We start from the raw sequence: 24,184 nt of genomic DNA on the forward strand, positions 1-24,184 counted from the left end.
CGGTGCGGACCAAAGGCCCTACGCCGGCTGCGGGCAGCGCGAGCAGCATCGGGAACGAGGCACGCGTGAGAAGAGAAGAAGGAAGGGCACCATGTCTGACATCAGGGACGCCGTCAGCTCTGCGACCGCGGGCGAGTGGGACGAGGTCGTGGTCCCGGCCCGGTTCGCCGGCAGGACCGTCGTCGTCACCGGCGCGGGCTCCGGGATCGGCCGCGCCACCGCGCTCCGCGTCGCCCGGGAGGGCGGCCGGGTCATCGCCAGCGACATCAGCTCCACGCGCCTCGAGGAGCTCGTGGCGGAGAACCCTGACCTCGACATCGTCACGGTGGTCGGCGACGTCAGCGACGAGGGCGACGTCGCCCGGATCGTCGACGCGACCGGCGGCACCGTGCACGGCCTGGCGAACGTCGCCGGGATCATGGACGACTTCACCCCCGTGCACGAGGTCACGGACGCGGTGTGGGATCGCGTCTTCCGCGTCAACGTGCTCGGCACCGTGCGACTCACGCGAGCGATCGTCCCCCTGATGCTCGCCGCCGGGTCCGGCTCGGTCGTGCACGTCGCCTCCGAGGCGGGCCTGCGCGGTTCGGCCGCCGGCGTCGCCTACACCGCGTCGAAGCACGCGATCGTCGGTGTCACCAAGAACTCGGCCGTGATGTACGGACCGCTCGGCATCCGCACCAACGCGGTCGCGCCCGGCGCCACGATCACGAACATCGAAGCCTCGTTCGCCTCCGAGATCGCCATGGGGCGGCTCGCGCCCCTGATGCAGGTCGTGATCCCGACCCCGGCGCAGGCGGCTCAGGTGGCCGCGTCGATCACCTTCCTGCTGAGCGACGACGGCACCAACGTCAACGGTGTCGTGCTCGCCTCCGACGGCGGCTGGTCGGCGATCTGAGGGCGGTACCGCGACGTCCGCCAACGACGAAGCTCCCGGTCAGAGAACCCTGACCGGGAGCTTCGTCACTGCTCAGGCAGTTCCTTCCGGACCTACCCACGTGTGCGCGAGGGGGGATTTGAACCCCCACGCCCTTTCGGACACTGGCACCTGAAGCCAGCGCGTCTGCCGTTCCGCCACTCGCGCGCGCCGCAGAACATTAGCACGGAGATGAGGTAGCTCTGGAACCGAGGTCCGCGACGGCGGGAGCGGCCGCGGGGACGCCGCGCGCACATCACCCGGCATCCGGGCCCGTACCCACGGGTCACGGATACGATCAGGGCGGATCGTCGGCACGACACGTGCAGGTGGACGCGCGAGAGGCACGGGGAGGTGGCTGTGGGCATCCTCGACAGGTTCGAGAACGGCGTCGAGCGCGTCGTCAACAACGCCATCGCCAAGGCCTTCAAGAGCGAGCTCAAGCCGCTCGACCTCTCCAGCGCGCTGCGGCGCGAGGTGGACGACCGGGCGGCCGTCGTCGGGCGCGACCGGACTGTCGTCCCCAACGAGTTCACGATCGAGCTGGCATCTGCCGACTACGACCAGGTGGAGTCGTGGGGTGCCGAGGCGTTGGCGGACGAGTTCGCCAACAACGTCACCGACTACGCGGCGAGCCAGCGCTACGCGTTCGTCGGGCCGGTGACCGTGTCGTTCAGCGAGGACGCCGAGCTCGAGGCCGCACGGTTCCGGGTGCACAGTGCGACGGTCCGCGGGGCGGTGGCGCCGGCCGGCGCCGGCTCGGCCCCCAGCGCCCGCCACCCGCTGGTCGACATCGACGGTCAGCGCTACATCCTCACCGGGCCGGTCACGGTCATCGGTCGCGGGTCGGAGGCGGACATCATCGTCGACGACCCGGGCGTCTCGCGGCGCCACCTCGAGATCCGCGTGACGTCCGACGGCGTGGTCGCGACGGACATGGGATCCACCAACGGACTCTTCGTCGAGGGCCACCAGGTTCCGGCCGCGACCCTGCTGGACGGCAACACGCTGACCATCGGGCGCACCCGGATCCTGTTCTGGACAGGCGGCGAGCCGGACCTGGACGAGTGACGCCGGCACATGAGTGAGCTGACGATCACCCTGCTGCGGCTGGGCTACCTGGCGCTGCTGTGGGTGCTCGTGCTCTTCGCCATCGGTGTGCTGCGCCGCGACCTGTACGGCACGCGGATCACGGACCGTCGTCGCCGCAAGGTGCCCGTCGCGGCGGCAGCCGTGGCCACGGAACCCGCCAAGCCGGAGACGGCCCCCACCCGCACACCCCGTTCCGCGCGCAGCGGGACGGGCCCGAGCCGGCTCGTCGTGACCGAGGGCCCGCTGCGCGGCACGATCGTCCCCCTGGGGTCGTCGGCGGTGCTCATCGGCCGCGCCCCCGGCTGCACGCTCGTCCTGGACGACGACTACTCGTCGTCGCGGCACGCCCGGATCTTCCCGCAGGGTGGCCAGTGGTTCGTCGAGGACCTCGGATCGACGAACGGGACATTCGTGGCCGACCAGCGCGTCGAGGCGCCGACCGCCGTCCCGACGGGTACACCCGTCCGCGTGGGACAGAGCATCCTCGAGCTGCAGAGGTAGACCCGGTGACCGTCGCACTCAGGTATGCGGCGCGGTCCGACGTCGGACTCGTGCGCTCCAACAACCAGGACTCGGCCTACGCCGGGCCCCACCTGCTCATGGTCGCGGACGGCATGGGCGGGCACGCCGGCGGGGATGTCGCCTCGTCGGTCGCCGTCGCCGCGTTCGCGCCGCTGGACGGGGAGTCGCACGGCCCCGACGACGCGCTGGACCAGCTGGAGACTGCGCTGGCCGACGCCCGCGACGAGATCATCGCCCGCACCGACGCCGACCCCGAGCTCACGGGCATGGGGACGACGGTGCTGGCGATCCTGCGGGCCGGCAACAAGCTCGCGATGGTGCACCTGGGCGACTCGCGCGGCTACCTGATGCGCGACGGCGTGCTCACGCAGGTCACCACCGACCACACGTTCGTGCAGCACCTGGTCGACATCGGCCGCATCACGCCCGAGGAGGCCGAGCACCACCCGCAGCGCTCGGTCGTCATGCGCGTGCTCGGCGACTTCGACCCGGAGGTCACGCCGGACCTCTCGGTCCGCGAGGCTCGGCCCGGCGACCGCTGGCTGCTGTGCTCCGACGGCCTGTCCGGCTTCGTCAGCGCGGACACCATCGAGGAGACGATGGCGACGATCGCCGACGTCGACGCCTGCGCGGACCGCCTGGTCCAGCTCGCGCTGCGCGCCGGGGGCGGCGACAACATCACCGTGGTGCTGGCCGACGTCATCGAGCTCGACCAGGTGGCCGACGGTGCGGGGCCGACGACGAACGCGACGATCGTCGGCGCCGCGGCCCTCAGCCGCAACGACCCGACGTCCGCCGCCGACGGCCCCGCGGCCCGTGCGGCGACCCTGACGCGCACCGCCAAGGAGCCGCCGGAGCCCGACGGAGCCGCCGAGCCGCCGACGCCCGCCGACGACGAGGACGAGCCCGCGCCCACCCCTCGCCGGTGGCGCACGATCGTCGCCTGGGTGGTCGGTGCCGTCGTCGTGATCGCCGGCGCCGCGATCGCGTACGGCTGGACGCAGACGCAGTACTACGTGGGCGTCGACGCCGGCGAGGTCGTGATCTTCCGCGGCCTGCCGCAGACGCTCGGCCCGGTGGCGCTGTCGTCGGTGGTCGAGCGCACCGGCACCGACGTCGAGGACCTGGGCTCGGGCTACCTCCGCGAGCGCGTCGAGCAGACCATCCACGCCGACTCCCTCGACGACGCCCGTGGGCTCGTCGTGATGCTGCAGGAAGACACGTCGGAACCGCAGCCGAGCCCGGGCCCGACCGCCACCCCGGCGCCGACCCCGTCGGGGACGGCCACACCGTGAGCCGCGCGTGATGGCTACCGTCCAGCCGCACCGGGTGCGGGCCGGCCGGGGCGTCGAGCTCGGCCTGCTGCTGCTCGCGCTCGCCATCGGCGTCGCGTCGTACGCGCTCGCCGGCATCGGCACCTCGGACAAGGTGCCGCCCGACGTCATCGGCTACGGCCTCGGCCTGACGGCGCTGGCGATCGGCGTGCACCTGGTCCTGCGCTGGCGCGCCCCGTTCGCGGACCCGGTGATCCTGCCGATCACGGTCGCGCTGAACGGCATCGGCCTCGCGATGATCTACCGGATCGACTTCGCGTACACGGCCCGCGGGCGCGACGACACCTTCGCCCAGCGGCAGCTGGTGTGGACGGCGATCTCCGTGGTGCTGGCGGCCCTGGTGCTCGTGCTCCTGCGCGACCACCGGACGCTGCGGCGCTACACGTACACCGCGATGGTCGCCGGTCTCGTGCTGGTCCTGCTGCCGCTGGTGCCGGGACTCGGCGTGCTGATCAACGGCGCCCGGATCTGGGTGCGCATCGGCGGGGTCGGGTTCCAGCCGGCGGAATTCGCCAAGATCGCGTTCGCCATCTTCTTCGCGGGCTACCTGGTCACGCACCGCGACACCCTCGCGCTCGCCGGGCCGAAGGTGCTGGGCCTCCAGCTGCCCCGGCCCAGGGACCTGGGCCCGATCCTCATCGTCTGGGGCGCCTCGGTCGCGGTGCTCGTGCTCGAGCGGGACCTGGGGACGTCGCTGCTGTTCTTCGGGCTGTTCGTCGCGATGCTCTACCTCGCCACCGAACGGTTGAGCTGGGTGGTCATCGGCCTGCTCCTGTTCGTCGTCGGCGCAGTCCTGGCCGCGAGCGCGTTCGCGCACGTCGGAGCACGTTTCGACGCCTGGCTGCACGCGTTCGACCCCGCCGTCTTCGACCAGAGCCCCGGCGGCTCCGGGCAGCTGGTGCGCGGGTTGTTCGGCATGGCCAGCGGCGGGCTGTTCGGCACCGGGTGGGGCCAGGGCCGGCCGGACCTCGTGCCGTTCGCGGAGTCGGACTTCATCGTCGCGTCCCTGGGCGAGGAGCTCGGCCTCACGGGGCTGCTGGCGATCCTGCTCTTCTACGCCATCCTCACCGAGCGCGGCATGCGGACGGCGATCGGCGTGCGCGACGGGTTCGGCAAGCTGCTCGCCGGCGGCCTCGCGTTCATCGTCGCGCTGCAGACCTTCGTCGTCGTCGGCGGCGTCACGCGGCTCATCCCGCTCACCGGCCTGACGACGCCGTTCCTGGCCTACGGCGGCTCGTCGCTGGTGGCCAACTGGGTCATCGTCGCGCTGCTGCTGCGGATCTCCGACGAGGCCCGTCGCCCAGCACCGTCGATGAAGCAGGTGCTGACGCCGATCGCGGGCACCCCGGTGGTCGTCGGCGGCGGCAGCAGCGGCAGCGGGGACGACGACCAGCCGACCGAAGTCATCGGCGGTGTCCGATGAACACGCCGCTGCGCCGCCTGGCCACCGTCGTCCTCATCATGTTCGTCGGCCTCATGGCCAGCGCCACCTGGGTGCAGTACTTCCAGGCGGAGAAGCTCAACAACGACAGCCGCAACGTCCGGACCTTGTACCGCGAGTTCGGCAACGCCCGCGGGCCCATCGTCGTGGCCGGCGAGGCGATCGCGCAGTCGACCAAGGTCGAGGACTCGTACGGGTACCAGCGCTCGTACACCAACGGCGAGCTGTACTCGGCGATGACCGGCTTCTACTCGGTGGTCAACGGCCGCACGCAGCTGGAGAACGCGGCGAACGACGAGCTCACGGGCCGCAGCGACCAGCTGTTCTTCTCCCGCATCCGGGACCTGCTCACGGGCCGCCAGCCCGAGGGCGCGGCGGTCGAGACGACGATCAACCCCGCCGCCCAGCAGGCCGCGCTCGACGGGCTGGCCGGGCAGCAGGGCGCCGTCGTCGCGCTCGAGCCGTCGACCGGCCGGATCCTGGCGCTCGTCTCGACCCCCGGATTCGACCCCAACCTGCTCGCGTCGCACGACACCAAGGCGGCCGGCGCCGCCTACAACCAGCTCGCGTCCGCCCCCGGCAACCCGCTGCGCAGCAACGCGACGCTCGAGCGGTACGCCCCGGGCTCGACGTTCAAGCTGGTCACGGCCGCGGCCGCCCTCGAGAGCGGGCAGTACACGCCCGAGAGCACCCTGCCCGCGCCCGTCCAGCTCTCCCTGCCGCAGACCACCGCGACCATCGGCAACTTCGGCGGCGGCGGCTGCGGCAGCGACCCGATCACGCTGGCCGACGCCCTGCGGGTCTCCTGCAACACGGCCTTCGGGCAGCTCGGGCTCAACGTCGGCGCGGACGCCCTGCAGGCGCAGGCGGAGCGGTTCGGCTTCAACGACCCCGGCCTGACCATCCCGATGAAGGTCGTCGAGAGCGTGTTCCCCGACGACATGAACGCGCCGGTCACGGCCCAGTCGGCCATCGGCCAGCGCGACGTGCAGGCCACCCCGATGCAGATGGCGATGGTCTCCGCGGCGATCGCCAACGGTGGCCGGCTGATGACGCCGTACGTGGTGCAGACCGTCCGCTCGGCCGACCTGCGCAAGGTCCACGAGACGGAGCCGACGCTCTACTCGACGGCGGTGTCGCCCGGCACGGCCGCGGCGCTGCGCGACATGATGGTCGGCGTCGTGCAGAGCGGCTCCGGCACCGCCGCCCAGATCCCCGGGGTCCAGGTGGCCGGCAAGACGGGCACCGCGCAGACGTCCGACGGGCAGGCGCCGCACGCCTGGTTCACGGCCTTCGCGCCGGCGGACGCGCCGCGCGTCGCGGTGGCGGTCCTGGTCGAGCACGGCGGCAGCGCGGGCAACGAGGCGACGGGCGGCAAGGTCGCGGCGCCGATCGCGAAGGCCGTCATCGAGGCGGTGCTGGGATCGTGAAGACGGCATCGGGAGTCCTGCTCGGCGAGCGCTACCGGCTGGTCCGGCAGATCGCCGTCGGCGGCATGGGCGAGGTCTGGGAGGGGTACGACGACGCCCTGGCCCGCCCGGTCGCGGTCAAGGTGCTGCGCTCGGAGTTCGCCGGCGACCGCGGGTTCCTCGAGCGGTTCCGCACCGAGGCGCGCAACTCGGCCTCCCTGTCCCACCCGAACATCGCACAGCTCTTCGACTACGGCGAGCAGGAGGGCTCCGGCTTCCTCGTCATGGAGCTGGTGGTCGGGGAGCCCCTGTCCGACCTGCTCGAGCGCGAGCCCGTGCTGCCCACCCGCCGGCTGCTGCCGATCCTCGCCCAGACCGCACGGGCGCTGCACGCCGCGCACCTGGCCGGCGTCGTGCACCGGGACGTCAAGCCCGGCAACATCCTGCTGGGCCGCGGCGGGCGCGTGAAGATCACCGACTTCGGCGTCTCGCTGGCCCGCAACCAGGTGACGATGACCGCGACCGGCATGGTCATGGGCACCGCCCAGTACCTCTCGCCGGAGCAGGCCGTCGGCAAGCCCGCGACGCCGCTGTCCGACCTGTACTCGCTGGGGATCATCGCGTACGAGGCGCTGGTAGGGCACCGGCCCTTCACCGGTCCGACGGCGGTCGACATCGCCGTCGCGCACGTGAACAACCCGGTGCCCCCGTTGCCGGCGAGCGTCGACAAGGAGCTCGCCGCCCTCGTGATCCGCCTGCTCTCCAAGGAGCCGAGCGCACGTCCGGCCTCGGGCGAGGAGCTCGCGCAGCTGCTGGACAAGCTGGTGCCGCGCACGCCGCCGTCGGGCGTCCCCGTGCTGGTCAGCACCCAGCAGCGCACCCCCGACACGTTCGCGACGGCCGCCATCTCGCCTCCCGCTGTCCCGCCGCCCTCGTACCCGCCGCGCCGCACGCGCCGTGCGGACGAGCCGACGACGCGCGCCGCGGCCCGCAAGGGCTCGACGACGACGGGCGTCCGGCTGGGCCGCTCGGCGCGGCTCTCGTGGCCCCTGCTCGCGCTGGTGCTGCTGCTCGTGGGCCTCCTGGGCGCCGCGCTGGCGGCCCAGCTGACCAAGGCGGACGGCCCGCCCGGCAGCCAGACCCGGCTGTCGGCCACGGCCGCCCATTACCCTCGTGGCGACACCCTCGATGGGATGATCACCGAGAACGGGTCCGCAGCGCTCGCCGCAGACCCGGCATCGACGGAAGCAAAGGACGCCTAGTGGTGGACGACGGATCCCGCATCCTCGCCGGACGGTACGAGGTCGGCGAGCTCATCGGCCGTGGTGGCATGGCCGAGGTGCACATCGGCCACGACACCCGGCTCGGTCGCACGGTGGCCATCAAGATCCTGCGCTCGGACCTCGCGCGCGACCCGAGCTTCCAGAACAGGTTCCGCCGCGAGGCCCAGTCCGCCGCGGCCCTGAACCACCCCGCCATCGTCTCGGTCTACGACACCGGCGAGGACGTCTTCACCGAGCCCACCGGCGTCGTCGCGCACGTGCCGTTCATCGTCATGGAGTACGTCGAGGGCCACACGGTCAGGGACATCCTTCGCGACGGGCACGCGGTGCCCATCGAGGAGGCGGTGGAGATCACGGCCGGCGTGCTGTCGGCCCTGGAGTACTCCCACCACGCCGGCATCGTGCACCGCGACATCAAGCCCGCGAACGTCATGCTCACCCCCACGGGCGCGGTCAAGGTCATGGACTTCGGCATCGCGCGCGCGGTCGCCGACTCGGCCGCGACCATGACGCAGACGCAGGCCGTCATCGGCACCGCGCAGTACCTCTCGCCCGAGCAGGCGCGCGGCGAGACCGTCGACGCCCGCTCGGACCTCTACTCCACGGGCTGCCTGCTGTTCGAGCTGCTCACCGGCCGTCCGCCGTTCATGGGCGACTCGCCCGTCGCCGTGGCCTACCAGCACGTCCGCGAGGCCGCGCCGGTGCCCAGCACCTTCGCGTCCGACGTGCCGGACACCCTCGACCGCATCACGCTCAAGGCCCTGGCCAAGGAGCGCGACTCGCGCTACTCCACGGCCGCCGAGTTCCGCTCCGACCTCGAGGCTGCCGTCCGCGGCGGCGCCGTCGGTGCGCCGGCCGTCGGTGCGCTCGCCGCCGCTGCCCTGGTCGCCACGCCGGCCACCGAGGCCACGCAGCTCATGGCCCCGCCGGTCGCGACCACGCAGGCCATGCCGCCGGCCAGCCCGCCGTGGGCCTCGACCGGCGCCGCAGTCGCGACCGCCGGCTACGACGAGGACGACGAGGGCCGTCGGCGCCCGTGGCTGCTGCCGCTCCTCATCGCGATCGCCGTGCTCGCCGTCGCGGGCATCGTCGCGCTGCTCGTGGCCAACGCGAACAAGAACGCGCCCTCGGACACTGTGAAGGTCCCCGACGTCTCGAACATGACGGAGGCCGACGCCAAGTCGACGATCGAGGCCGCGAACCTGCTGTTCGTCCGCCAGGAGGAACCGTCCGACACGATCGAGCCCGGGCACGTCACCAAGACCGATCCCGGCAAGGACGCCGAGGTAGCGCCAGAGTCCGAGGTGAAGGTCTTCATCTCGACCGGGCCGTCCAGCCTGGCCGTCCCCTCGGTCGCGGGGAAGACCGAGCAGGAGGCGGTCGACACCCTCACGGCGGCGGGCCTCAAGGTCTCCGCCAACCGGCAGGACGACGACAATCCCGAGTACCCGCAGGGGCAGGTCACCAAGACCGACCCGCCCGAGGGCCAGTCGGTCAACGCGGGCACCGAGGTCACGCTGTTCGTCTCCACCGGGAACGTGCAGGTGCCGGACGTCGTCGGCAAGAGCAAGTCGGACGCGACGGCGCTGCTCAACGCGGCCAAGCTGCAGGTCAACACGTCGACCGTCGAGTCCGACGCGACGCCCGACCAGGTCGTCGCGCAGGACGTCGCGGCCGGCACCCTGGTCAAGCAGGGTCGGGTCATCAACCTGCAGGTCGCCATCGCGCGCACCACGGCGACCATCCCGAACGACCTCGTCGGCAAGTCCTACGACCAGGTCGTCGCGGAGCTGCAGGCCCTCGGGCTGAACAACTTCAACCGCATCGACGAGGCGTCCGACCAGCCGAGCGGCACCGTGCTGCGGACCGACCCGACGGCCGGCGACGAGGTCCCGCTGGACCAGCAGATCGACGTCCACACGTCGAAGGGCCCGACGGGGACCGGTGCGAGCGCAGCGCCGACCACCAAGCCCTAGCCAACAGACGACGAAGGGGCCGTCCCGGCGGGGCGGCCCCTTCGTCGTGCGTGGTCAGAGGCGGACGAGCGGGTGCAGGCCCTCGGACCGGGCCACGGCCTGGTCGTCGCCGCAGATCTCGAGCCAGTTGGCCAGCAGCCGATGGCCGCCCTCGGTGAGCACCGACTCGGGGTGGAACTGGACCCCGTGCAGGGGGAGCGACACGTGCTGCAGGCCCATGATGATGCCGTGCGCCGTGGCAGTGACCTCGAGCTCGTCGGAGATCGTCCCGTTGACCACCGCCAGGGAGTGGTACCGCGTGGCGGTGAACGGGTCGGGCAACCCGGCCAGCACGCCGGTGCCCTTGTGCTCGACCTGGCTGGTCTTGCCGTGCATGAGCTCGGGCGCGTGCGTGACCGTGCCGCCGAACACCTCGCCCAGGGCCTGGTGGCCGAGGCACACGCCGAGCATGGGGAGCCCGGCGGCGGCGCAGTCGCGGATGACCTGCATGCTCTGGCCGGCGTCGGCGGGGGTGCCCGGTCCGGGCGAGACGAGCACGCCGTCGAACCCGGTCCGCTCCTCGACGGGCGGGACGGCGTCGTTGCGCACGACCACGGTCTCGGCGCCCAGCTGGTTGAGGTAGCCGACGATCGTGTAGACGAACGAGTCGTAGTTGTCGATCACGAGGATCCGCGTCATCTCACTCACCCACCGTCGTCTGGTTGAAGGGCATGTGCGGGGAGATGGCGGGGAAGACCCACGCGAAGCAGACCACCAGCACCGCGGCCGCGGCGAGCGTCAGCAGCAGGACGCGCACGGCCACGGGCCCGGGGGTGTGCCGCCACAGCCATCCGTACATCAGCGTCCTCCGACGAGTTCGAGGGTGACCATCATGCGCCACCGGCCAGCTCGGCCGGTATGCCGTCCGCGACCGGGGCCCAGTAGTCGAGCACGCCGTGGACGATGTAGCGCTCGCGCGCCGAGAACATCGGGTGGCAGGTGGTGAGCGTGATCATGCGTTCCGTCGGCACCGCACCCGGGTCGTTGGGGACGGGCGCGATGACGCCGACGTTCGTCGGCGCGACGATCTCCGTCGAGGTCACGCGGTAGACGTACCAGATGTTGTCGGTGGTGCGGATGACGAGCGGGTCGCCCACCTGCAGCTCCGCGATCCGGTTGAACGGCTTGGCGTAGGTGGTGCGGTGGCCCGCCACGGCGAAGTTGCCGACGCCGCCCGGCATCGCGGTGCCCTCGTAGTGGCCGATGCCGAGCACGTCGAGCACCGTCGCCCGGTCCGTCCCCTGGCTGATCGGGCGCTCGGGCTCGCCCTCCCAGCGTGGCACCTGGATCGTCGCGAACGTCGTCGCGTGCGGCGGCTCGGCCATGACCGGCGGCTCGTCGCGGCGCGGCGGCGCGATGACCGGACCCGTGGGCGCACCCACCGTCGGGGTGGGCACCGGCTCGAACGGCAGCTCGCGCACGATCTCGGCCTGCGCGCGGTTGCCGATGACGTCGGTCCACCACAGCTGCCAGACCAGGAACGCGAAGAGCAGGACCCCGAGCGTGATGAGGATCTCGCCGATCACGCCGATGATCCCGTAGGTCACGTGGCGGACCCGGCCGCCCTTGCTCGGCGGCGCCGGCGTCTGCTCGGTCGTCGTCTGGCCGGTCACCGTGTGCCCCCGATGGTCTCGCTGTCCTCAGCCTTGCGCGCGCGGGCCTCGTCCTCGGCCGCCTCCAGCCCGGGCAGGATCTCGACGCCGTCGGGCACCGTGGCCGACGACAGCTCCGTGGTGCCCGAGTAGGCGGGCAGCTCCAGCGGGTCCTGCGCGTCGGTGACGGACCAGCCGAGCCCGACGTCGGCAGCATCGCGGAGGTAGGACTGGACCGCCGGCGAGGCGTTGAGCGCCTTGCGCAGGTCGGCGGGGTTGCCGATGGCCCGCACGATGTACGGCGGCGAGTACAGCCGGCCGTGCAGGCGCAGCACGTTGCCCACGCACCGGACCGCGCTGGTGGAGATCACCCGCTGGTCCATGAGCTCCATGGCCTCGGCGCCACCGGCCCACAGCGCGTTCATCACGGCCTGGAGGTCCTGCTGGTGCACCACCAGCACGTCGGGACTGACGTCCTCGCGCCGCGGGGAGTCGGCCGGGGCGTCGTCGAGCTGGACCGTGACGCCCGGCCCGGTCACGGGCACCAGCCCGCCCTCGACGACGTAGCCCACGCTCGGGGTGCCCACCTGGGTCCCGGTCGCCGAGTTCTCGGTCGTGGTCAGGGCGTCGACCTCGGTGCGCAGCCCGTCGACCTCGGTGGACAGCTGCGTGACCCGCTCGGTCTCGACCAGCGCGAGCTCGCGCAGGTCCTGCGGGTGCCGCTCGCCGGACGCCCGGGCGAACTTGGCGTTGGCCGCGAAGAGGGCCCCGGACAGCGCCAGTACCAGCGCGACCGACAGCGTCCCGCGCGCGACGACGCGACGCGCGCGGTGCGGGTGGTCGGTCACGAACGGCTCCTCGGGTGGGCTGCCCTGCGACGGGCGGTGCAAGCGGGCACTACGCTAGGTCACGATGCGATGAGTCCGTGACGATGCGGCCCCTTGCACCACGATCGACCGCCATCCGACCGCGACCTCACCCGCGTGGTCCCCCGCGGCCCCCGCGCCGCACAGCCGCAGGACAGGAGCACCGGACGTGCCTGAGTCGAAGTCGCGCAAGAAGGCGACATACACACCGCCGCCCGTGAAGTCGGCGCCCAAGGTCAACCCGCCCTGGTTCCTGCCGGTGATGCTCGGGCTCATGCTGCTCGGACTGGTCTGGATCGTCGTCACGTACCTGACCCGGTCGCAGTACCCGATCCCGGGCATCGACCAGTGGAACCTGCTCATCGGGTTCGTCCTCATCATCGCCGGCTTCGGCATGACGACCCGCTGGCGCTGACCGGTTCCTCCCAGCCTGACCCAGGCGCCGTCCGCACCGCGGGCGGCGCCTTCGTCGTCCCCACCCTCGCCCCCACCGGCGAGGCGTCGGCTCCGTCCACACCCACAGCTGCTGACCTGCGGAAACGCGTCGACTGTCCCCAGCGGTGCACAACTCTGTGGATAACTACAGCGGTGTAGTTCCACAGGTGTGAGTAACTGTGGGGACAGTGCCGAAGGGCCGAAAACCCGCTGTGGGAGCCGCTCAGAGCGACCGTGGGCCGCGGGCCGACGGACCGGGCGCGCGCAGTCTGTCAGGAGAAGGCGCCCACGGACGCGTACGCCGCCAGCGTGGCGCCGAGCAGGATCGCGCCCAGCACGACCGGGGCGAGGACGGCGACGACCCGTCGCCTCTCGACGGGCGCGTACGCGTAGGCCGCGGTCAGCAGCGCGCCGGTGACCAGGCCGCCGACGTGGGCCTGCCAGGCGATGTTCGCCATGACGAACCCGAGCGCCAGGTTGATGCCGATCAGCACGAGGATCCCGCGGACGTCGCCGCCCAGCCGCTTGCTGACCACGAGCATCGCGCCGAACAGCCCGAAGACCGCGCCGGACGCCCCGACACTGGCCGTCGACCAGCTGTGGGTGGCGCCGGCCAACAGGACCGAGCCGACGGAGCCGCCGATGGCGGACATCAGGTAGAGCGTGATGTAGCGCGCGCGGCCCAGGGCGGTCTCGAGCGCGGGCCCGACGAACCACAGGGCCACCATGTTGAACAGGATGTGCACGTACTGGCCGGGCGAGTGCAGGAACGCCGCGGTGAGGAAGCGCCACGGCTCGTAGTACCCGGCGATCGGCGAGAACAACCACCGCGCGGTCCACGTCGGCACCACCAGCTGCAGGATGAAGCTGACGACGCAGAGCCCGATGAGGGTGATCGTCACGACGGGTCGTCCGGCGTGGCGCACGCCGCCCAGCGCGGTCCGGGTGGTGGGCAGGGCGCGCGCGGCCTCGGCGACGCAGTCGACGCAGTGGATGCCGACGGCCGCCTGCCGCTGGCAGTCCGGGCAGGTGGGCCGGCCGCACCGCTGGCACCGCACGTACGACACCCGGTCGGGGTGCCGAGGGCAGACCGGCGGCGCGACCGGCGCGCCGGCGTCGTAGAGCTCGCTGATGGTGGTCTCAGTCCTCGATGGTGATCGAGTTGATGACGATGTCCTCGACCGGACGGTCGCCGGGGCGGACCCGGGTGCTCTCGATCGCGTCGACCACGGCGCGGCTCTCGTCGTCGGCGACCTTGCCGAAGATCGTGTGCTTGCCGTTGAGCCACTCGGTCGGGGCGACCGAGATGAAGAACTGCGAGCCGTTGGTGCCGCCGACCTTGCCGGTGGTCGGGTCGAGGCGCTTGCCGGCGTTGGCCATGGCGAGCAGGTAGGGCTCGTTGAACGACAGCTCGGGGTGGATCTCGTCGTCGAACGTGTAGCCCGGGCCGCCGCGACCGGTGCCCAGAGGGTCACCGCCCTGGATCATGAAACCGGAGATGACGCGGTGGAAGACGACGCCGGCGTACAGCGGGTCGGTCCGCTCCTCGCCCGTGGTCGGGTCCGTCCACGGGATCGTCCCGGTGGCCAGCCCCGAGAAGTTCTGCACCGTGCGGGGCGCGTGGTTGGGGTAGAGCTCGATCCGGATGTCTCCGGCGGTCGTGTGCAGGGTCGCAAACATGCGAGAAGTCTCGCACGCGAGCCTGGAGCACACCGGTGAAAGTACGGTTGCGCAGGCCACGGGCACTGTTCCGGACAAAGACCATCCTGCGCTGCCGCTCCCGCGGTGGCAGAGTGGGAGGCCAGTGCAGCCGAACGAGCCGGGAGCCGAGATGCCGTTCACGAAGAGCCCGAAGATCGACGTCGACACGGAGAAGCTGAAGGACCAGGCGGCCGACCTGGGTGCCACCCTCGCCGACGCCGCCAAGAGCGCCAAGGAGAGCGCGGGGAGCGCGACTGAGTCGTTGAAGGACGCCGCCGCGAAGGCGGGCGACGCCGCGTCGTCGGCGAAGGACTGGACCACCCCGAAGGTCGAGGCGTTCATCGACTGGCTGCTGCCGCGGGCGGAGCACCTGTACCACGAGAGCGTGAAGGCGGCCGCGCCGAAGGTCGAGAGCGCGGCGGAGAAGGTCTCGCCGGCCATCGACACGGCGCACGACCGGATCGTCGAGGACTTCCTGCCCAAGCTCGTCGCCGCCATGAACGAGGCCGCGGTGAAGGCCGGCGCGGCCGTCGAGAAGGCCGCCGACGCGGCCTCCGACAACGCGAAGGGCGCGGCGGCGGCCGTCGCTGCTGCCGCGGCAGCCCAGGAGAAGAAGAAGCACACGGGCGCCAAGGTCTTCTGGCTGCTCGCCGCGCTCATCGGCCTGGGCGCCGCCGCCGCCGCGTGGACCCGGTCGCGCTCGAGCGTCGACCCGTGGGCCGAGCCGTGGGAGCCGACGGACACCGGGACGGCGCACGCGCGGGTCGCCGAGGCCGCGGACGCCGTCGGGGAGGCCGCGGGCAGCGCCGTCGCCAAGGGCCGCGACGCGACCCGCAAGGCCGCGGAGAAGGTCAGCGCCGCGACCGAGAGCCTCACCGAGAAGGTCTCGGAGGCGAAGGACGACCTCACGGACAAGGTCGCCGAGGCCACCGAGGCGGCGAAGAAGGCCACCACCCGCCGTACGACGAAGGCCCCGGCCGAGACGCCGTCCGAGACCACGACGGAGATCCCGACCGAGGGCGACGCCCCCGCCGTCTGACCGTTCGTACCCCGCGACCCCCGAGCCCCTGCGGCCCGGGGGTCGCGTGCTGTCCGAAACGTTTTGGCCGTTGACCCTCCGAAGGTCCGCTCTGCACGATGCGCGAGGCGCGTCGTGCCGGGGCCGCAGCGAGGCGACGCCGGGGCCGCCCGCCGACCCCCACCGTCTCCAGTGCCGTGGAAGAGGACCCCATGCACCGCCCCAGAACCCGCGGTCGCGTCGCGATGGCGTGCAGCACCGTGCTCACCGTCGCCGCCGGCCTGCTCGTCGCGCCGCTCGCCGGTGCGGCCACCGCCGCCGACCCGACCTACAACTACGCAGAAGCCCTGCAGAAGTCGATGTTCTTCTACGAGGCCCAGCGTTCCGGCGACCTCCCGGCCGACAACCCCGTGTCCTGGCGGGGCGACTCCGGGATGACCGACGGGGCCGACGTGGGCAAGGACCTCACGGGCGGCTGGTACGACGCCGGCGACCACGTGAAGTTCGGCCTGCCGATGGCGTTCAGCACCACGATGCTGGCGTGGGGTGCCATCGCGTCGCCGCAGGGCTACACCAGGGCCGGCCAGCTGGACGAGCTCAAGGGCAACCTGCGCTGGGTGGACGACTACTTCGTCAAGGCGCACACCGCTCCCAACGAGCTGTACGTGCAGGTGGGCGACGGCGAGGCTGACCACAAGTGGTGGGGACCCGCCGAGGTCATGACGATGGCGCGGCCGTCGTTCAAGATCAGCGCGTCCTGCCCGGGGTCCGACGTCGCCGGCGAGACGGCCGCCGCGCTGGCCTCGTCGGCGATCGTGTTCAAGACCGACGACCCCACCTACTCGGCGAAGCTGCTCGCGCACGCCAAGCAGCTGTACACGTTCGCGGACACCTACCGCGGTGCGTACTCCGACTGCGTGACGGCCGCGTCCGCGTACTACAAGTCGTGGTCCGGCTACCAGGACGAGCTGGTGTGGGGCGCCTACTGGCTCTACAAGGCGACCGGCGACGCCACGTACCTGGCGAAGGCCGAGTCCGAGTACACCAAGCTGAGCGTCGAGAACCAGACGACCACCCACTCGTACAAGTGGACGGTCGCGTGGGACGACAAGACCTACGCCATGTACGCGCTGCTGGCCATGGAGACGGGCAAGCAGCAGTACATCGACGACGCCAACCGGTGGCTGGACTACTGGACCGTCGGGGTCAACGGCCAGAGGGTGCCGTACTCGCCGGGCGGCGAGGCCGTCCTCGACTCGTGGGGTTCCCTGCGGTACGCCGCCAACACCTCGTTCGTCGCGCTCGTCTACTCCGACTGGCTCACGGACGCCACGCGCAAGGCCAGGTACCACGACTTCGGCGTCCGGCAGATCAACTACGCGCTCGGCGACAACCCCCGCAAGTCGAGCTTCGTCGTCGGCTTCGGCGCCAACCCGCCGCAGAGCCCGCACCACCGGACCGCGCACGGCTCGTGGCTCGACTCGATCACGGACCCGGTGAAGACCCGGCACGTCCTGTACGGCGCGCTGGTCGGCGGTCCCTCGAGCGCCAACGACGCGTACACCGACAGCCGGTCCGACTACACCTCCAACGAGGTGGCCACCGACTACAACGCCGGCTTCTCCAGCGCGCTCGCCCGGCTCACCCAGGAGTACGGCGGGACGGCACTCGCGAGCTTCCCGGTGGCCGAGCAGCCCGACGGCGACGAGATCTTCATCGAGGCCATGCTGAACCAGCCGGCGGGCGGAACGTTCACCGAGGTCAAGGCCATGATCCGCAACCAGTCGGCGTTCCCGGCCCGGTCGCTGACCAACGGCACGCTGCGCTACTGGTTCACGCTCGACGCCGGTGACTCGGCCGCGAACCTCATCGTGTCGGCCAACTACAGCGAGTGCGGACCGCAGACCGCCAAGCCGGTCAGCGCGGGTGGCTCGCTCTACTACGCCGAGATCAGCTGCGTCGGGCAGAACATCTACCCCGGTGGCCAGTCCCAGCACCGCCGCGAGATCCAGTTCCGGATCACCGGTGGTTCCACGTGGAACGCGTCCAACGACGCCTCGTTCGTCGGCCTCACCACCACCGCGCCGGCCAAGACCAAGGCGATCACCCTCTACGACGGCGGCAAGCTCATCTGGGGCACGGAGCCGACCGGCACAGTCACGGACACCACGGCGCCGACCGTGCCGGGCACCCCGACGGCGTCGGGGATCACCTCGACGGGCGCGTCGCTCAGCTGGACGGCGTCCACGGACGCCGGCAGCGGGCTCGCGGGCTACGACGTCTACCGGGTGCAGGGCAGCACCTCGACGCTGGTCGCCTCGACCACCACGGCGTCGACCGTGCTCTCGGGCCTCACGCCGAGCACCGCGTACTCGTACGCGGTGCGGGCCAAGGACGTCGCCGGGAACGAGTCGGCGGCCTCGGCCACCGGGACGTTCACCACCTCGACGCCGCCCGTCGACGTCGTGCTGCCCGGCAAGCCCGGGACGCCCGCCGCCTCCGGGATCACCTCGACCGGGGCGACTCTCACCTGGACCGCCTCGACGCCCGGCACGTACGCGCTGGCCGGGTACGACGTGCTGCGGATCAGCGGCACGACGTCCACGGTGGTCGGCACCGCGACCGGTCTGTCCTCCACGCTCACCGGTCTCACTCCCGGTACCGCGTACACCTACGCGGTCCGGGCCAAGGACTCGGCGGGCAACGTCTCGGCCACGTCCACCTCGGTCGCCTTCACCACCACCGCCGCGACCGACACCACCGCCCCGACCGTCCCGGGCACTCCGACGGCGTCGGCGATCACGCAGACCGCGGCCACGCTGACGTGGGCGGCGTCGACCGACGCCGGAGGCGTTGCCGGCTACGACGTGTACCGGGTCCAGGGCGCCACCTCGACCCTGGTGGCCTCTCCGACGACGGCGTCGACGACCCTCACCGGTCTCACGGCGAGCACCGCGTTCACCTACGCGGTCCGCGCCAGGGACGCAGCCGGCAACGTCTCGGCGGCGAGCCCGTCGGTGACGTTCACGACCCTGCCGACGACGACCGCGAGCAGCTGCGCGGTGAAGTACACCGCCAACAGCTGGAACGTGGGCTTCACCGGGAGCGTGAGGATCACCAACACGTCGACGTCCCCGCTGACCTGGACCCTCGGGTTCACGTTCCCCTCGGGTCAGCAGGTGACCCAGGGCTGGAGCGCGACCTGGTCCCAGACGGGCAGCGCTGTCACCGCGGTCGGCCTCGGATGGAACGCCACCCTGGCTCCGGGCGCCGGCACGGACATCGGGTTCAACGGCTCCCACTCGGGTACCAACACCGCGCCGACGGCCTTCACGGTCAACGGGGTCGCCTGCACGGCGTCCTAGCAGCGTGACTGGGGGCGTCGCCGGGTGCGGCGCCCTCAGTCCGCGCTGTGCACCGGGCGGACGCGCTCGCCCAGCTCGCCCAGCTGCGCCTTCATCTCCTCCACCGAGAGCGTGTGCTCCACGCGCGGCGAGTAGAGCATCGAGCTGACGATGGCACCGGTGGCGCCGATGGCGAACGCGTCGCTGACGTGGCTGACCAGCCCGGCCCCGCCGGAGGCGATCACAGGCAGCTGGACGGCGTCGGTGATCATCCCCGTGATGTCGAGGTCGTAGCCGGTCCCCGTGCCGTCGCGGTCGATGCTGTTCACGACGATCTCGCCGGCGCCGAGGTCCTGCCCCCGCTTGGCCCACTCGACCGCGTCCATGCCGGTGTAGGTCCGCGCGCCGTCGATCGCGATCTCGTACCCGCTCGGGATCGTCGCCGTCTTGTCCACACGCTTGACCTGCATGCTCAGCACGATGCACTGCCGGCCGAACTCGACCGAGCCCTGCGTGATGATCTCAGGCTTGCGCACGGCCATCGAGTCGATGCTGATCTTCTCCGCCCCGGCGCGCAGCACGTCGTGCATGTCCTGCAGGTGGCGGATCCCGCCGCCCACGGTCAGCGGCACGAACGTCCGGTGCGCGGCCTTGCGGACCATGGCGAGGTCGATCTGGCGCTTCTGGGCGCTGGCCATGATGTCGTAGATGACGATCTCGTCGACGTCCTCGTGGTACAGCCGGTCGGCCAGCTCGGCCGGGTCGCCCACGTCGATGTTGTCCTGGAACTGCTGGGCCTTGGTGACGCGGCCGTCCTTCACGTCGAAGCAGGCGATCAGCCGGTTAGCGAGCATCGAGATCCTCCAGGTCCGTGAGGTCGAGGTCGCAGAACGCCTTGAGCACCTGCAGGCCGGCGCGCGCGCTCTTCTCGGTGTGGAACTGCGTCGCCATGATGTTCTTCTGCGCCACCGCGGCGGCGAATTCCTGGCCATAGGTGGTGACCCCGACCAGCGTGGATTCGTCGGTCGGGCGCGCATAGAAGGAATTCACGAAATAGTAGAAGCCGCCCGGCGTGAATGACCGCGAGAACGGGTGGTCGCCGCGGACCTCGACGTTGTTCCAGCCCATGTGCGGCACGCGGACCTCGGACCGGTCGAACTCGTGGACGCTGCCCTCGAGCCACCCGAGGCACTCGACGTCACCCTCGGCCGAGTGCTCGAAGAGCACCTGCAGACCGACACACACGCCGAGAAACCCCTGGCCATCGCCCCGGACCTTCTCGTTCAGGTGATCGATCCACCCCTCCTGGGCGAGCGACTCCATGGTCACGCCGGCCGCGCCGACCCCGGGGAGGATGTACCTGTCGACCTCGTCGCACTCGCTCGGCTTGACCACGAGCGCGTGCGGGACACCGAGATGTTCGAGCGCATAAGAAATGCTCTGCGAATTACCGGTGCGGTAGTCGATGATCCCGATCACTTGCCCAATCCTACACGGGACGCTTGTCTCATATGTCGGACGTCAGTCGAGGAACAAGGCGCGCAGCCGCACGGTCGTGAACGACAGCCCGAGCCCGATCATGACGACGAAGTACGCGACGTGGACCAGCATCGAGCCGTCGAGCACCCCCAGGGTGAGCCCGCGCACCAGCTCCACGGCATGCCACAGCGGCAGCGCCTTGATGACCCCCTGCAGCCAGCCCGGGTACACAGTGATCGGGTAGAAGGTCGCGGAGAACAGGAACATCGGCAGCATCACGAAGTTGATCCAGTCCATCTGCTGGAAGGTCTTCATGTAGCTGGTCACCGCCATGCCGACGCTGGCGAACCCGAACGCCACGAGCAGCACGGCGGGGATGGCCAGCGCCGCCGACCACGCCAGGTTCAGGCCCATGACCTGCATGACCGTGAGGAACCCGAGGGCGTACACGCCGCCGCGCAGGAGGGCGTACGTGATCTCGCCGAACGCCACGTCGAGCGGCCCCAGCGACGTCGCGAGCATGGCGTCGTAGAGCTTGCCGAAGTGCATCTTGAAGAAGACGTTCCACGTCGAGTCGTAGACGGCGCCGTTCATGGCGGACACCGCGAGCAGTGCCGGCGCGATGAAGGCCGCGTAGGAGACGGTGGCGCCGGACGGCAGCTCGACGTCGCCGATGTACGACCCCAGGCCGACCCCCATGGCGAACAGGAAGAACACCGGCTCGAAAAAGCCCGACAGGACGACGATCCCGCTGGAGCTCTTGGTCGCCTTGAGCCCGCGCGCGACGACGGACCGCGAGTTGCGCGCGTACAGCGCGCTGACGGCGGTGCTGCGGGACGGTGCGGTGGTCGTGGTCATCCGCGCAGCCTCCTGACGAAGACCCGGCGCGCGAGCACCCAGCCGACCGCCGCCATCGCGAGCAGGATCGCGAGGTGCCAGCCGACCGGCCACGCCCCCGGGGGCGACCCGTACGAGAGGGACCGGCCGATCTCGCTCGCGTGCCACAGCGGCGAGATCCACCCGACCCACTGCAGCCACACCGGCAGGGTGGCCAACGGGTAGAACGTGCCGGAGAACAGGAACAGGGGCGTGAAGACGAACCGCTGCACCAGCGCGAACTGGCCCTTGTCCTCGGTGAGGCTGGCCGAGAACGCCATCAGCGGGAGACCGAACGCCAGCCCGGCCAGCACGCCGACCAGGGGCATGAGGGCACCCCGGACCGGGTCGCCCACGGCGCCGAACGCGACGATGAGCAGGTAGTAGATCGTCGTGGTGAAGAGCATCCGGAGCACCACCGACAGCACCAGCCCCGCCATGATCTGCGGCGGGGCGATCGGCGAGGCGTTCATGCCCCAGAAGATCCGTCGCCACTTGAACCCGGCCATGATGACGAACGTGAACTCGTCGGTCGCCACCGTCACGCCAGCGGTGGCCAGCAGCGCGGGGGCGACGAACCACACGTAGCTGACGGGCCCGTCCGCGCCCGACGCCACCGACTGGTCGAGGAACGTCGCCAGCCCCAGCCCGATGCCGAGCAGGTAGAGCAGCGGGTTGCCGACGGACCCCACGACGATGGTCCAGCCGTAGGCCTTCATGCCCCGCAGCTGGTGCTCGGCGACGTACCACGCGCCGAACTTGCGGGGCCGTACCGCGGCGGCGACCGCGGCATCGGGAAGCGTCGTCGTCATTCGATCAGGCTCCGCCCGGTGAGCCGCAGGAACACGTCCTCGAGGCTGGACCGCCGCACCAGCGACGTGGTCGGGTGCAGGCCGAGGTCGACGACGCGCTCGAGCGCCGCCTCGCCGTCGTCGGCGTACAGCAGCACGCGGTCCGGAAGCACCTCGATCCGCTCGACCAGCCCCGCCATCCGCACGGCCGCGTCGGCGTTGCGTTCCGAGCCGAACCGCAGCTCCACCACCTCACGCGTCGAGTACTGGCGGATCAGGCTGGACGGGCTGCCCTCGGCCATGATCGTGCCCTTGTCGACGACCACCAGGCGGTCGCACAGCTGCTCCGCCTCGTCCATGTAGTGCGTGGTGAGCACCAGCGTGGTGCCACGCTCCTTGAGCCGGAACAGCCGGTCCCACAGGACGTGGCGTGCCTGCGGGTCGAGGCCGGTGGTCGGCTCGTCGAGCATGAGGATGCGCGGCTCGTTGATCAGCGCGCGGGCGATGGTCAGCCGCCGCTTCATGCCGCCCGACAGGTCGTCGACCTTGGCGTTGCGCTTCTCCTCCAGCTGCGCGAAGCCGAGCAGCTCGTCCGCACGCGTGGCGCACACCGACCGCGGGATGCCGAAGTAGCGGCCGTAGACGATGAGGTTGTCCCGCACGCGCAGCTCGGTGTCGAGGTTGTCCTCCTGCGGCACGACGCCCAGCAGCGACCGGATCTCGGGCCCGTGCGTGTCGGGGTCGAGGCCGAGCACCCGCAGGTCCCCGGCCGACCGCGACGACACGGCGCCGATCATCCGCATCGTGGTGGACTTGCCGGCCCCGTTGGGGCCCAGCAGCCCGAACGACTCGCCCGGCGGCACCTCGAAGTCGATGCTGTCGACGGCGGTGAAGTCGCCGAAACGCTTGGTGAGGCCGTGGGCGGCGATGACGGGAGCGGTCACAGCGGACCAACCTAGACGAGGGGTCCCACACCTGCCGACCGCATTCGCGTTGACGCCGGGCGCCCGACGACGGAAGCCTGCAGCGATGACCTCCCTCGTCGACCTCTGGCCGCTGGCCGGCCTACACGTGACCTGCGGCGACCTCGAGCTGCGCTACCTCGACGAGCCGACGCTCGTCGGCCTCGCGCGGGTCGGGTCCGAGGGGATCCACGATCCGGCCGTGATGCCGTTCTCGGGGACGTGGTCGCGTGGCACCCCGCAGGAGGTCGCCCGCAGCATCCTCACGTACCAGTGGGGCAAGCGCGCCGCGACGACGCCGGACGACTGGCACCTCGACCTCGCCGTGGTGCGCGACGGTGTCGTGCTCGGGGTGCAGGGCGCGATGGCGACCGCGTTCCCCGTCACGCGGGTGGCGGAGACCGGTTCGTGGCTCGGGCGGACCCACCAGGGCCAGGGCGTCGGCACCCGGATGCGCCTGATGATCCTGCACCTGCTCTTCGACGGCCTCGGGGCGCGGGCGGCCACCACCTCGGCCTTCGCCGACAACCCGGCGTCGAACGGCGTCACGCGCCGGCTCGGGTACGCGCCCAACGGCGTCGACACCATCCCCCGCGAGGGTGTCGCGACGACCAGCAACCGGTACGTCCTGGACCGCGCGGCCTGGGAGTCACGTCCCGACGACCTGCGGCCGGAGGTCACGCTCGTCGGCGTCGCCGCGGCGCGCGAGCAGCTCGGGATCTGAGCCCTCCGGACGCACGAGTGCCCCCGTCGAGACATCGACGGGGGCACTCGTGTGCATGGGTGGAGCCAAGGGGACTCGAACCCCTAACCCCCTGCTTGCAAAGCAGGTGCGCTACCAATTGCGCCATGGCCCCGTGCGAGCCCGGCGGGCGAGCTCACTCGAAGGTGTCGGTGACCTCTGCCCACAGGTCTCGCTCGTCGCGATCCTGCGCGTACTTCTGCCACACGACGAATCCGAGAGCGGCAATGGCCACCAGGAGCAGGAGCTTCTTCATCGGTTCCCCCACGGGTCGGGAGTGGGCCTAACAGGACTTGAACCTGTGACCTCTTCCTTATCAGGGAAGCGCTCTAACCGTCTGAGCTATAGGCCCGTGCACTGCATGCG

At 71.3% G+C, this 24,184-nt stretch carries 25 protein-coding genes and 3 tRNA genes; 13 read left to right on the forward strand and 15 right to left on the reverse strand.

The window, feature by feature from the left end; all coding sequences use genetic code 11:
• Window positions 1-91: 91 nt before the first annotated feature.
• Complete coding sequence (locus tag AC1DWH_RS11400) at window positions 92-898, forward strand: SDR family NAD(P)-dependent oxidoreductase (RefSeq protein WP_477093770.1); 807 nt, start codon at window positions 92-94, stop codon at window positions 896-898.
• Between the two features lie 103 nt (window positions 899-1,001).
• Here the strand turns inward: AC1DWH_RS11400 and AC1DWH_RS11405 are convergent.
• A tRNA-Leu gene (locus AC1DWH_RS11405) sits at window positions 1,002-1,084 on the reverse strand.
• Between the two features lie 192 nt (window positions 1,085-1,276).
• Between AC1DWH_RS11405 and AC1DWH_RS11410 the strand changes: the two genes are divergently transcribed.
• The 7 genes from AC1DWH_RS11410 to pknB are packed head-to-tail and all read left to right on the forward strand — an operon-like array spanning window position 1,277 to window position 9,973.
• Window positions 1,277-1,987, forward strand: a complete 711-nt coding sequence (locus AC1DWH_RS11410) for an FhaA domain-containing protein (RefSeq protein WP_477093771.1) — start codon at window positions 1,277-1,279, stop codon at window positions 1,985-1,987.
• A 9-nt stretch (window positions 1,988-1,996) separates the two neighbouring features.
• Window positions 1,997-2,509, forward strand: a complete 513-nt coding sequence (locus AC1DWH_RS11415; RefSeq protein WP_477093772.1) for an FHA domain-containing protein FhaB/FipA — start codon at window positions 1,997-1,999, stop codon at window positions 2,507-2,509.
• 5 nt (window positions 2,510-2,514) lie between these two features.
• Window positions 2,515-3,825, forward strand: a complete 1,311-nt coding sequence (locus tag AC1DWH_RS11420) for a PP2C family protein-serine/threonine phosphatase (protein WP_477093773.1) — start codon at window positions 2,515-2,517, stop codon at window positions 3,823-3,825.
• Window positions 3,826-3,835: 10 nt separating this feature from the next.
• Entirely contained in the window at window positions 3,836-5,287 is a 1,452-nt protein-coding gene (locus AC1DWH_RS11425; RefSeq protein WP_477093774.1) for an FtsW/RodA/SpoVE family cell cycle protein, read from the forward strand.
• On the forward strand, window positions 5,284-6,735 hold the full coding sequence (locus tag AC1DWH_RS11430) for a peptidoglycan D,D-transpeptidase FtsI family protein (protein ID WP_477093775.1): 1,452 nt from the start codon (window positions 5,284-5,286) through the stop codon (window positions 6,733-6,735). Before AC1DWH_RS11425 ends, AC1DWH_RS11430 begins: the two co-directional genes overlap by 4 nt.
• Window positions 6,732-7,976 (forward strand): serine/threonine-protein kinase, encoded by a 1,245-nt coding sequence (locus tag AC1DWH_RS11435; protein ID WP_477093776.1) that lies wholly within the window; start codon window positions 6,732-6,734, stop codon window positions 7,974-7,976. Before AC1DWH_RS11430 ends, AC1DWH_RS11435 begins: the two co-directional genes overlap by 4 nt.
• A complete protein-coding gene (pknB, locus tag AC1DWH_RS11440) occupies window positions 7,976-9,973 on the forward strand; it encodes a Stk1 family PASTA domain-containing Ser/Thr kinase (RefSeq protein WP_477093777.1) in 1,998 nt (665 codons plus the stop codon). Before AC1DWH_RS11435 ends, pknB begins: the two co-directional genes overlap by 1 nt.
• A gap of 54 nt (window positions 9,974-10,027) precedes the next feature.
• On the opposite strand, the gene AC1DWH_RS11445 is transcribed toward pknB, so the two are convergent.
• From AC1DWH_RS11445 to AC1DWH_RS11460, 4 genes are read right to left on the reverse strand one after another with little or no spacing between them, the layout of a single operon-like run.
• A complete protein-coding gene (locus tag AC1DWH_RS11445) occupies window positions 10,028-10,651 on the reverse strand; it encodes an aminodeoxychorismate/anthranilate synthase component II (protein ID WP_477093966.1) in 624 nt (207 codons plus the stop codon).
• 1 nt (window position 10,652) lies between these two features.
• Window positions 10,653-10,811, reverse strand: coding sequence for a hypothetical protein (locus AC1DWH_RS11450; protein WP_477093778.1), 159 nt, complete (start codon window positions 10,809-10,811; stop codon window positions 10,653-10,655).
• Window positions 10,812-10,842: 31 nt separating this feature from the next.
• Window positions 10,843-11,625 carry a class E sortase gene (locus tag AC1DWH_RS11455; RefSeq protein WP_477093779.1) on the reverse strand — a complete coding sequence of 261 codons (783 nt, stop codon included), beginning with the start codon at window positions 11,623-11,625 and terminating at the stop codon, window positions 10,843-10,845.
• Window positions 11,622-12,452, reverse strand: coding sequence for a DUF881 domain-containing protein (locus AC1DWH_RS11460; RefSeq protein WP_477093780.1), 831 nt, complete (start codon window positions 12,450-12,452; stop codon window positions 11,622-11,624). Before AC1DWH_RS11460 ends, AC1DWH_RS11455 begins: the two co-directional genes overlap by 4 nt.
• Window positions 12,453-12,639: 187 nt before the next feature.
• Between AC1DWH_RS11460 and AC1DWH_RS11465 the strand changes: the two genes are divergently transcribed.
• On the forward strand, window positions 12,640-12,885 hold the full coding sequence (locus AC1DWH_RS11465; RefSeq protein ID WP_456843995.1) for a cell division protein CrgA: 246 nt from the start codon (window positions 12,640-12,642) through the stop codon (window positions 12,883-12,885).
• A 292-nt stretch (window positions 12,886-13,177) separates the two neighbouring features.
• On the opposite strand, the gene AC1DWH_RS11470 is transcribed toward AC1DWH_RS11465, so the two are convergent.
• A complete protein-coding gene (locus AC1DWH_RS11470; RefSeq protein ID WP_477093781.1) occupies window positions 13,178-13,807 on the reverse strand; it encodes a rhomboid family intramembrane serine protease in 630 nt (209 codons plus the stop codon).
• Between AC1DWH_RS11470 and AC1DWH_RS11475 the strand changes: the two genes are divergently transcribed.
• Entirely contained in the window at window positions 13,791-14,027 is a 237-nt protein-coding gene (locus tag AC1DWH_RS11475) for a hypothetical protein (protein WP_477093782.1), read from the forward strand. The two genes, AC1DWH_RS11470 and AC1DWH_RS11475, sit on opposite strands and share 17 nt — an antisense overlap.
• Before the next feature lie 18 nt (window positions 14,028-14,045).
• Here AC1DWH_RS11475 and AC1DWH_RS11480 read toward each other — a convergent pair whose 3' ends face one another.
• Entirely contained in the window at window positions 14,046-14,585 is a 540-nt protein-coding gene (locus AC1DWH_RS11480) for a peptidylprolyl isomerase (protein WP_456843993.1), read from the reverse strand.
• Between the two features lie 151 nt (window positions 14,586-14,736).
• On the opposite strand from AC1DWH_RS11480, the gene AC1DWH_RS11485 reads away from it, so the two are divergent.
• Both AC1DWH_RS11485 and AC1DWH_RS11490 read left to right on the forward strand, forming a co-directional pair.
• Window positions 14,737-15,645, forward strand: coding sequence for a hypothetical protein (locus tag AC1DWH_RS11485; protein WP_477093783.1), 909 nt, complete (start codon window positions 14,737-14,739; stop codon window positions 15,643-15,645).
• 191 nt (window positions 15,646-15,836) lie between these two features.
• A complete protein-coding gene (locus AC1DWH_RS11490) occupies window positions 15,837-18,989 on the forward strand; it encodes a glycoside hydrolase family 9 protein (RefSeq protein ID WP_477093784.1) in 3,153 nt (1,050 codons plus the stop codon).
• Between the two features lie 35 nt (window positions 18,990-19,024).
• Here AC1DWH_RS11490 and hisF read toward each other — a convergent pair whose 3' ends face one another.
• Genes hisF through AC1DWH_RS11515 form a run of 5 tightly spaced genes read right to left on the reverse strand, consistent with a single transcriptional unit; the run spans window position 19,025 to window position 23,058 of the window.
• Complete coding sequence (gene hisF / locus AC1DWH_RS11495; protein ID WP_477093785.1) at window positions 19,025-19,822, reverse strand: imidazole glycerol phosphate synthase subunit HisF; 798 nt, start codon at window positions 19,820-19,822, stop codon at window positions 19,025-19,027.
• On the reverse strand, window positions 19,812-20,447 hold the full coding sequence (gene hisH, locus AC1DWH_RS11500) for an imidazole glycerol phosphate synthase subunit HisH (protein WP_477093786.1): 636 nt from the start codon (window positions 20,445-20,447) through the stop codon (window positions 19,812-19,814). The genes hisF and hisH overlap by 11 nt, the downstream gene beginning before the upstream one ends.
• Before the next feature lie 42 nt (window positions 20,448-20,489).
• Window positions 20,490-21,305, reverse strand: coding sequence for an ABC transporter permease (locus AC1DWH_RS11505; protein WP_456843988.1), 816 nt, complete (start codon window positions 21,303-21,305; stop codon window positions 20,490-20,492).
• Entirely contained in the window at window positions 21,302-22,135 is an 834-nt protein-coding gene (locus tag AC1DWH_RS11510; RefSeq protein WP_477093787.1) for an ABC transporter permease, read from the reverse strand. Before AC1DWH_RS11510 ends, AC1DWH_RS11505 begins: the two co-directional genes overlap by 4 nt.
• Window positions 22,132-23,058 carry an ABC transporter ATP-binding protein gene (locus tag AC1DWH_RS11515; RefSeq protein WP_477093788.1) on the reverse strand — a complete coding sequence of 309 codons (927 nt, stop codon included), beginning with the start codon at window positions 23,056-23,058 and terminating at the stop codon, window positions 22,132-22,134. The genes AC1DWH_RS11510 and AC1DWH_RS11515 overlap by 4 nt, the downstream gene beginning before the upstream one ends.
• 85 nt (window positions 23,059-23,143) lie before the next feature.
• Between AC1DWH_RS11515 and AC1DWH_RS11520 the strand changes: the two genes are divergently transcribed.
• Window positions 23,144-23,800 carry a GNAT family N-acetyltransferase gene (locus AC1DWH_RS11520; protein ID WP_477093789.1) on the forward strand — a complete coding sequence of 219 codons (657 nt, stop codon included), beginning with the start codon at window positions 23,144-23,146 and terminating at the stop codon, window positions 23,798-23,800.
• Between the two features lie 60 nt (window positions 23,801-23,860).
• Here AC1DWH_RS11520 and AC1DWH_RS11525 read toward each other — a convergent pair.
• From AC1DWH_RS11525 to AC1DWH_RS11535, 3 genes are all read right to left on the reverse strand, one after another.
• A tRNA-Ala gene (locus AC1DWH_RS11525) sits at window positions 23,861-23,933 on the reverse strand.
• Between the two features lie 21 nt (window positions 23,934-23,954).
• The gene (locus tag AC1DWH_RS11530) at window positions 23,955-24,074 is read right to left on the reverse strand and encodes a DLW-39 family protein (protein WP_456843984.1); all 120 of its coding nucleotides are present in this window, start codon (window positions 24,072-24,074) and stop codon (window positions 23,955-23,957) included.
• 22 nt (window positions 24,075-24,096) lie between these two features.
• Window positions 24,097-24,170, reverse strand: a tRNA-Ile gene (locus AC1DWH_RS11535).
• Between the last annotated feature and the right edge of the window lie 14 nt (window positions 24,171-24,184).

This window comes from Cellulomonas sp. P2_F12 (assembly GCF_056403775.1).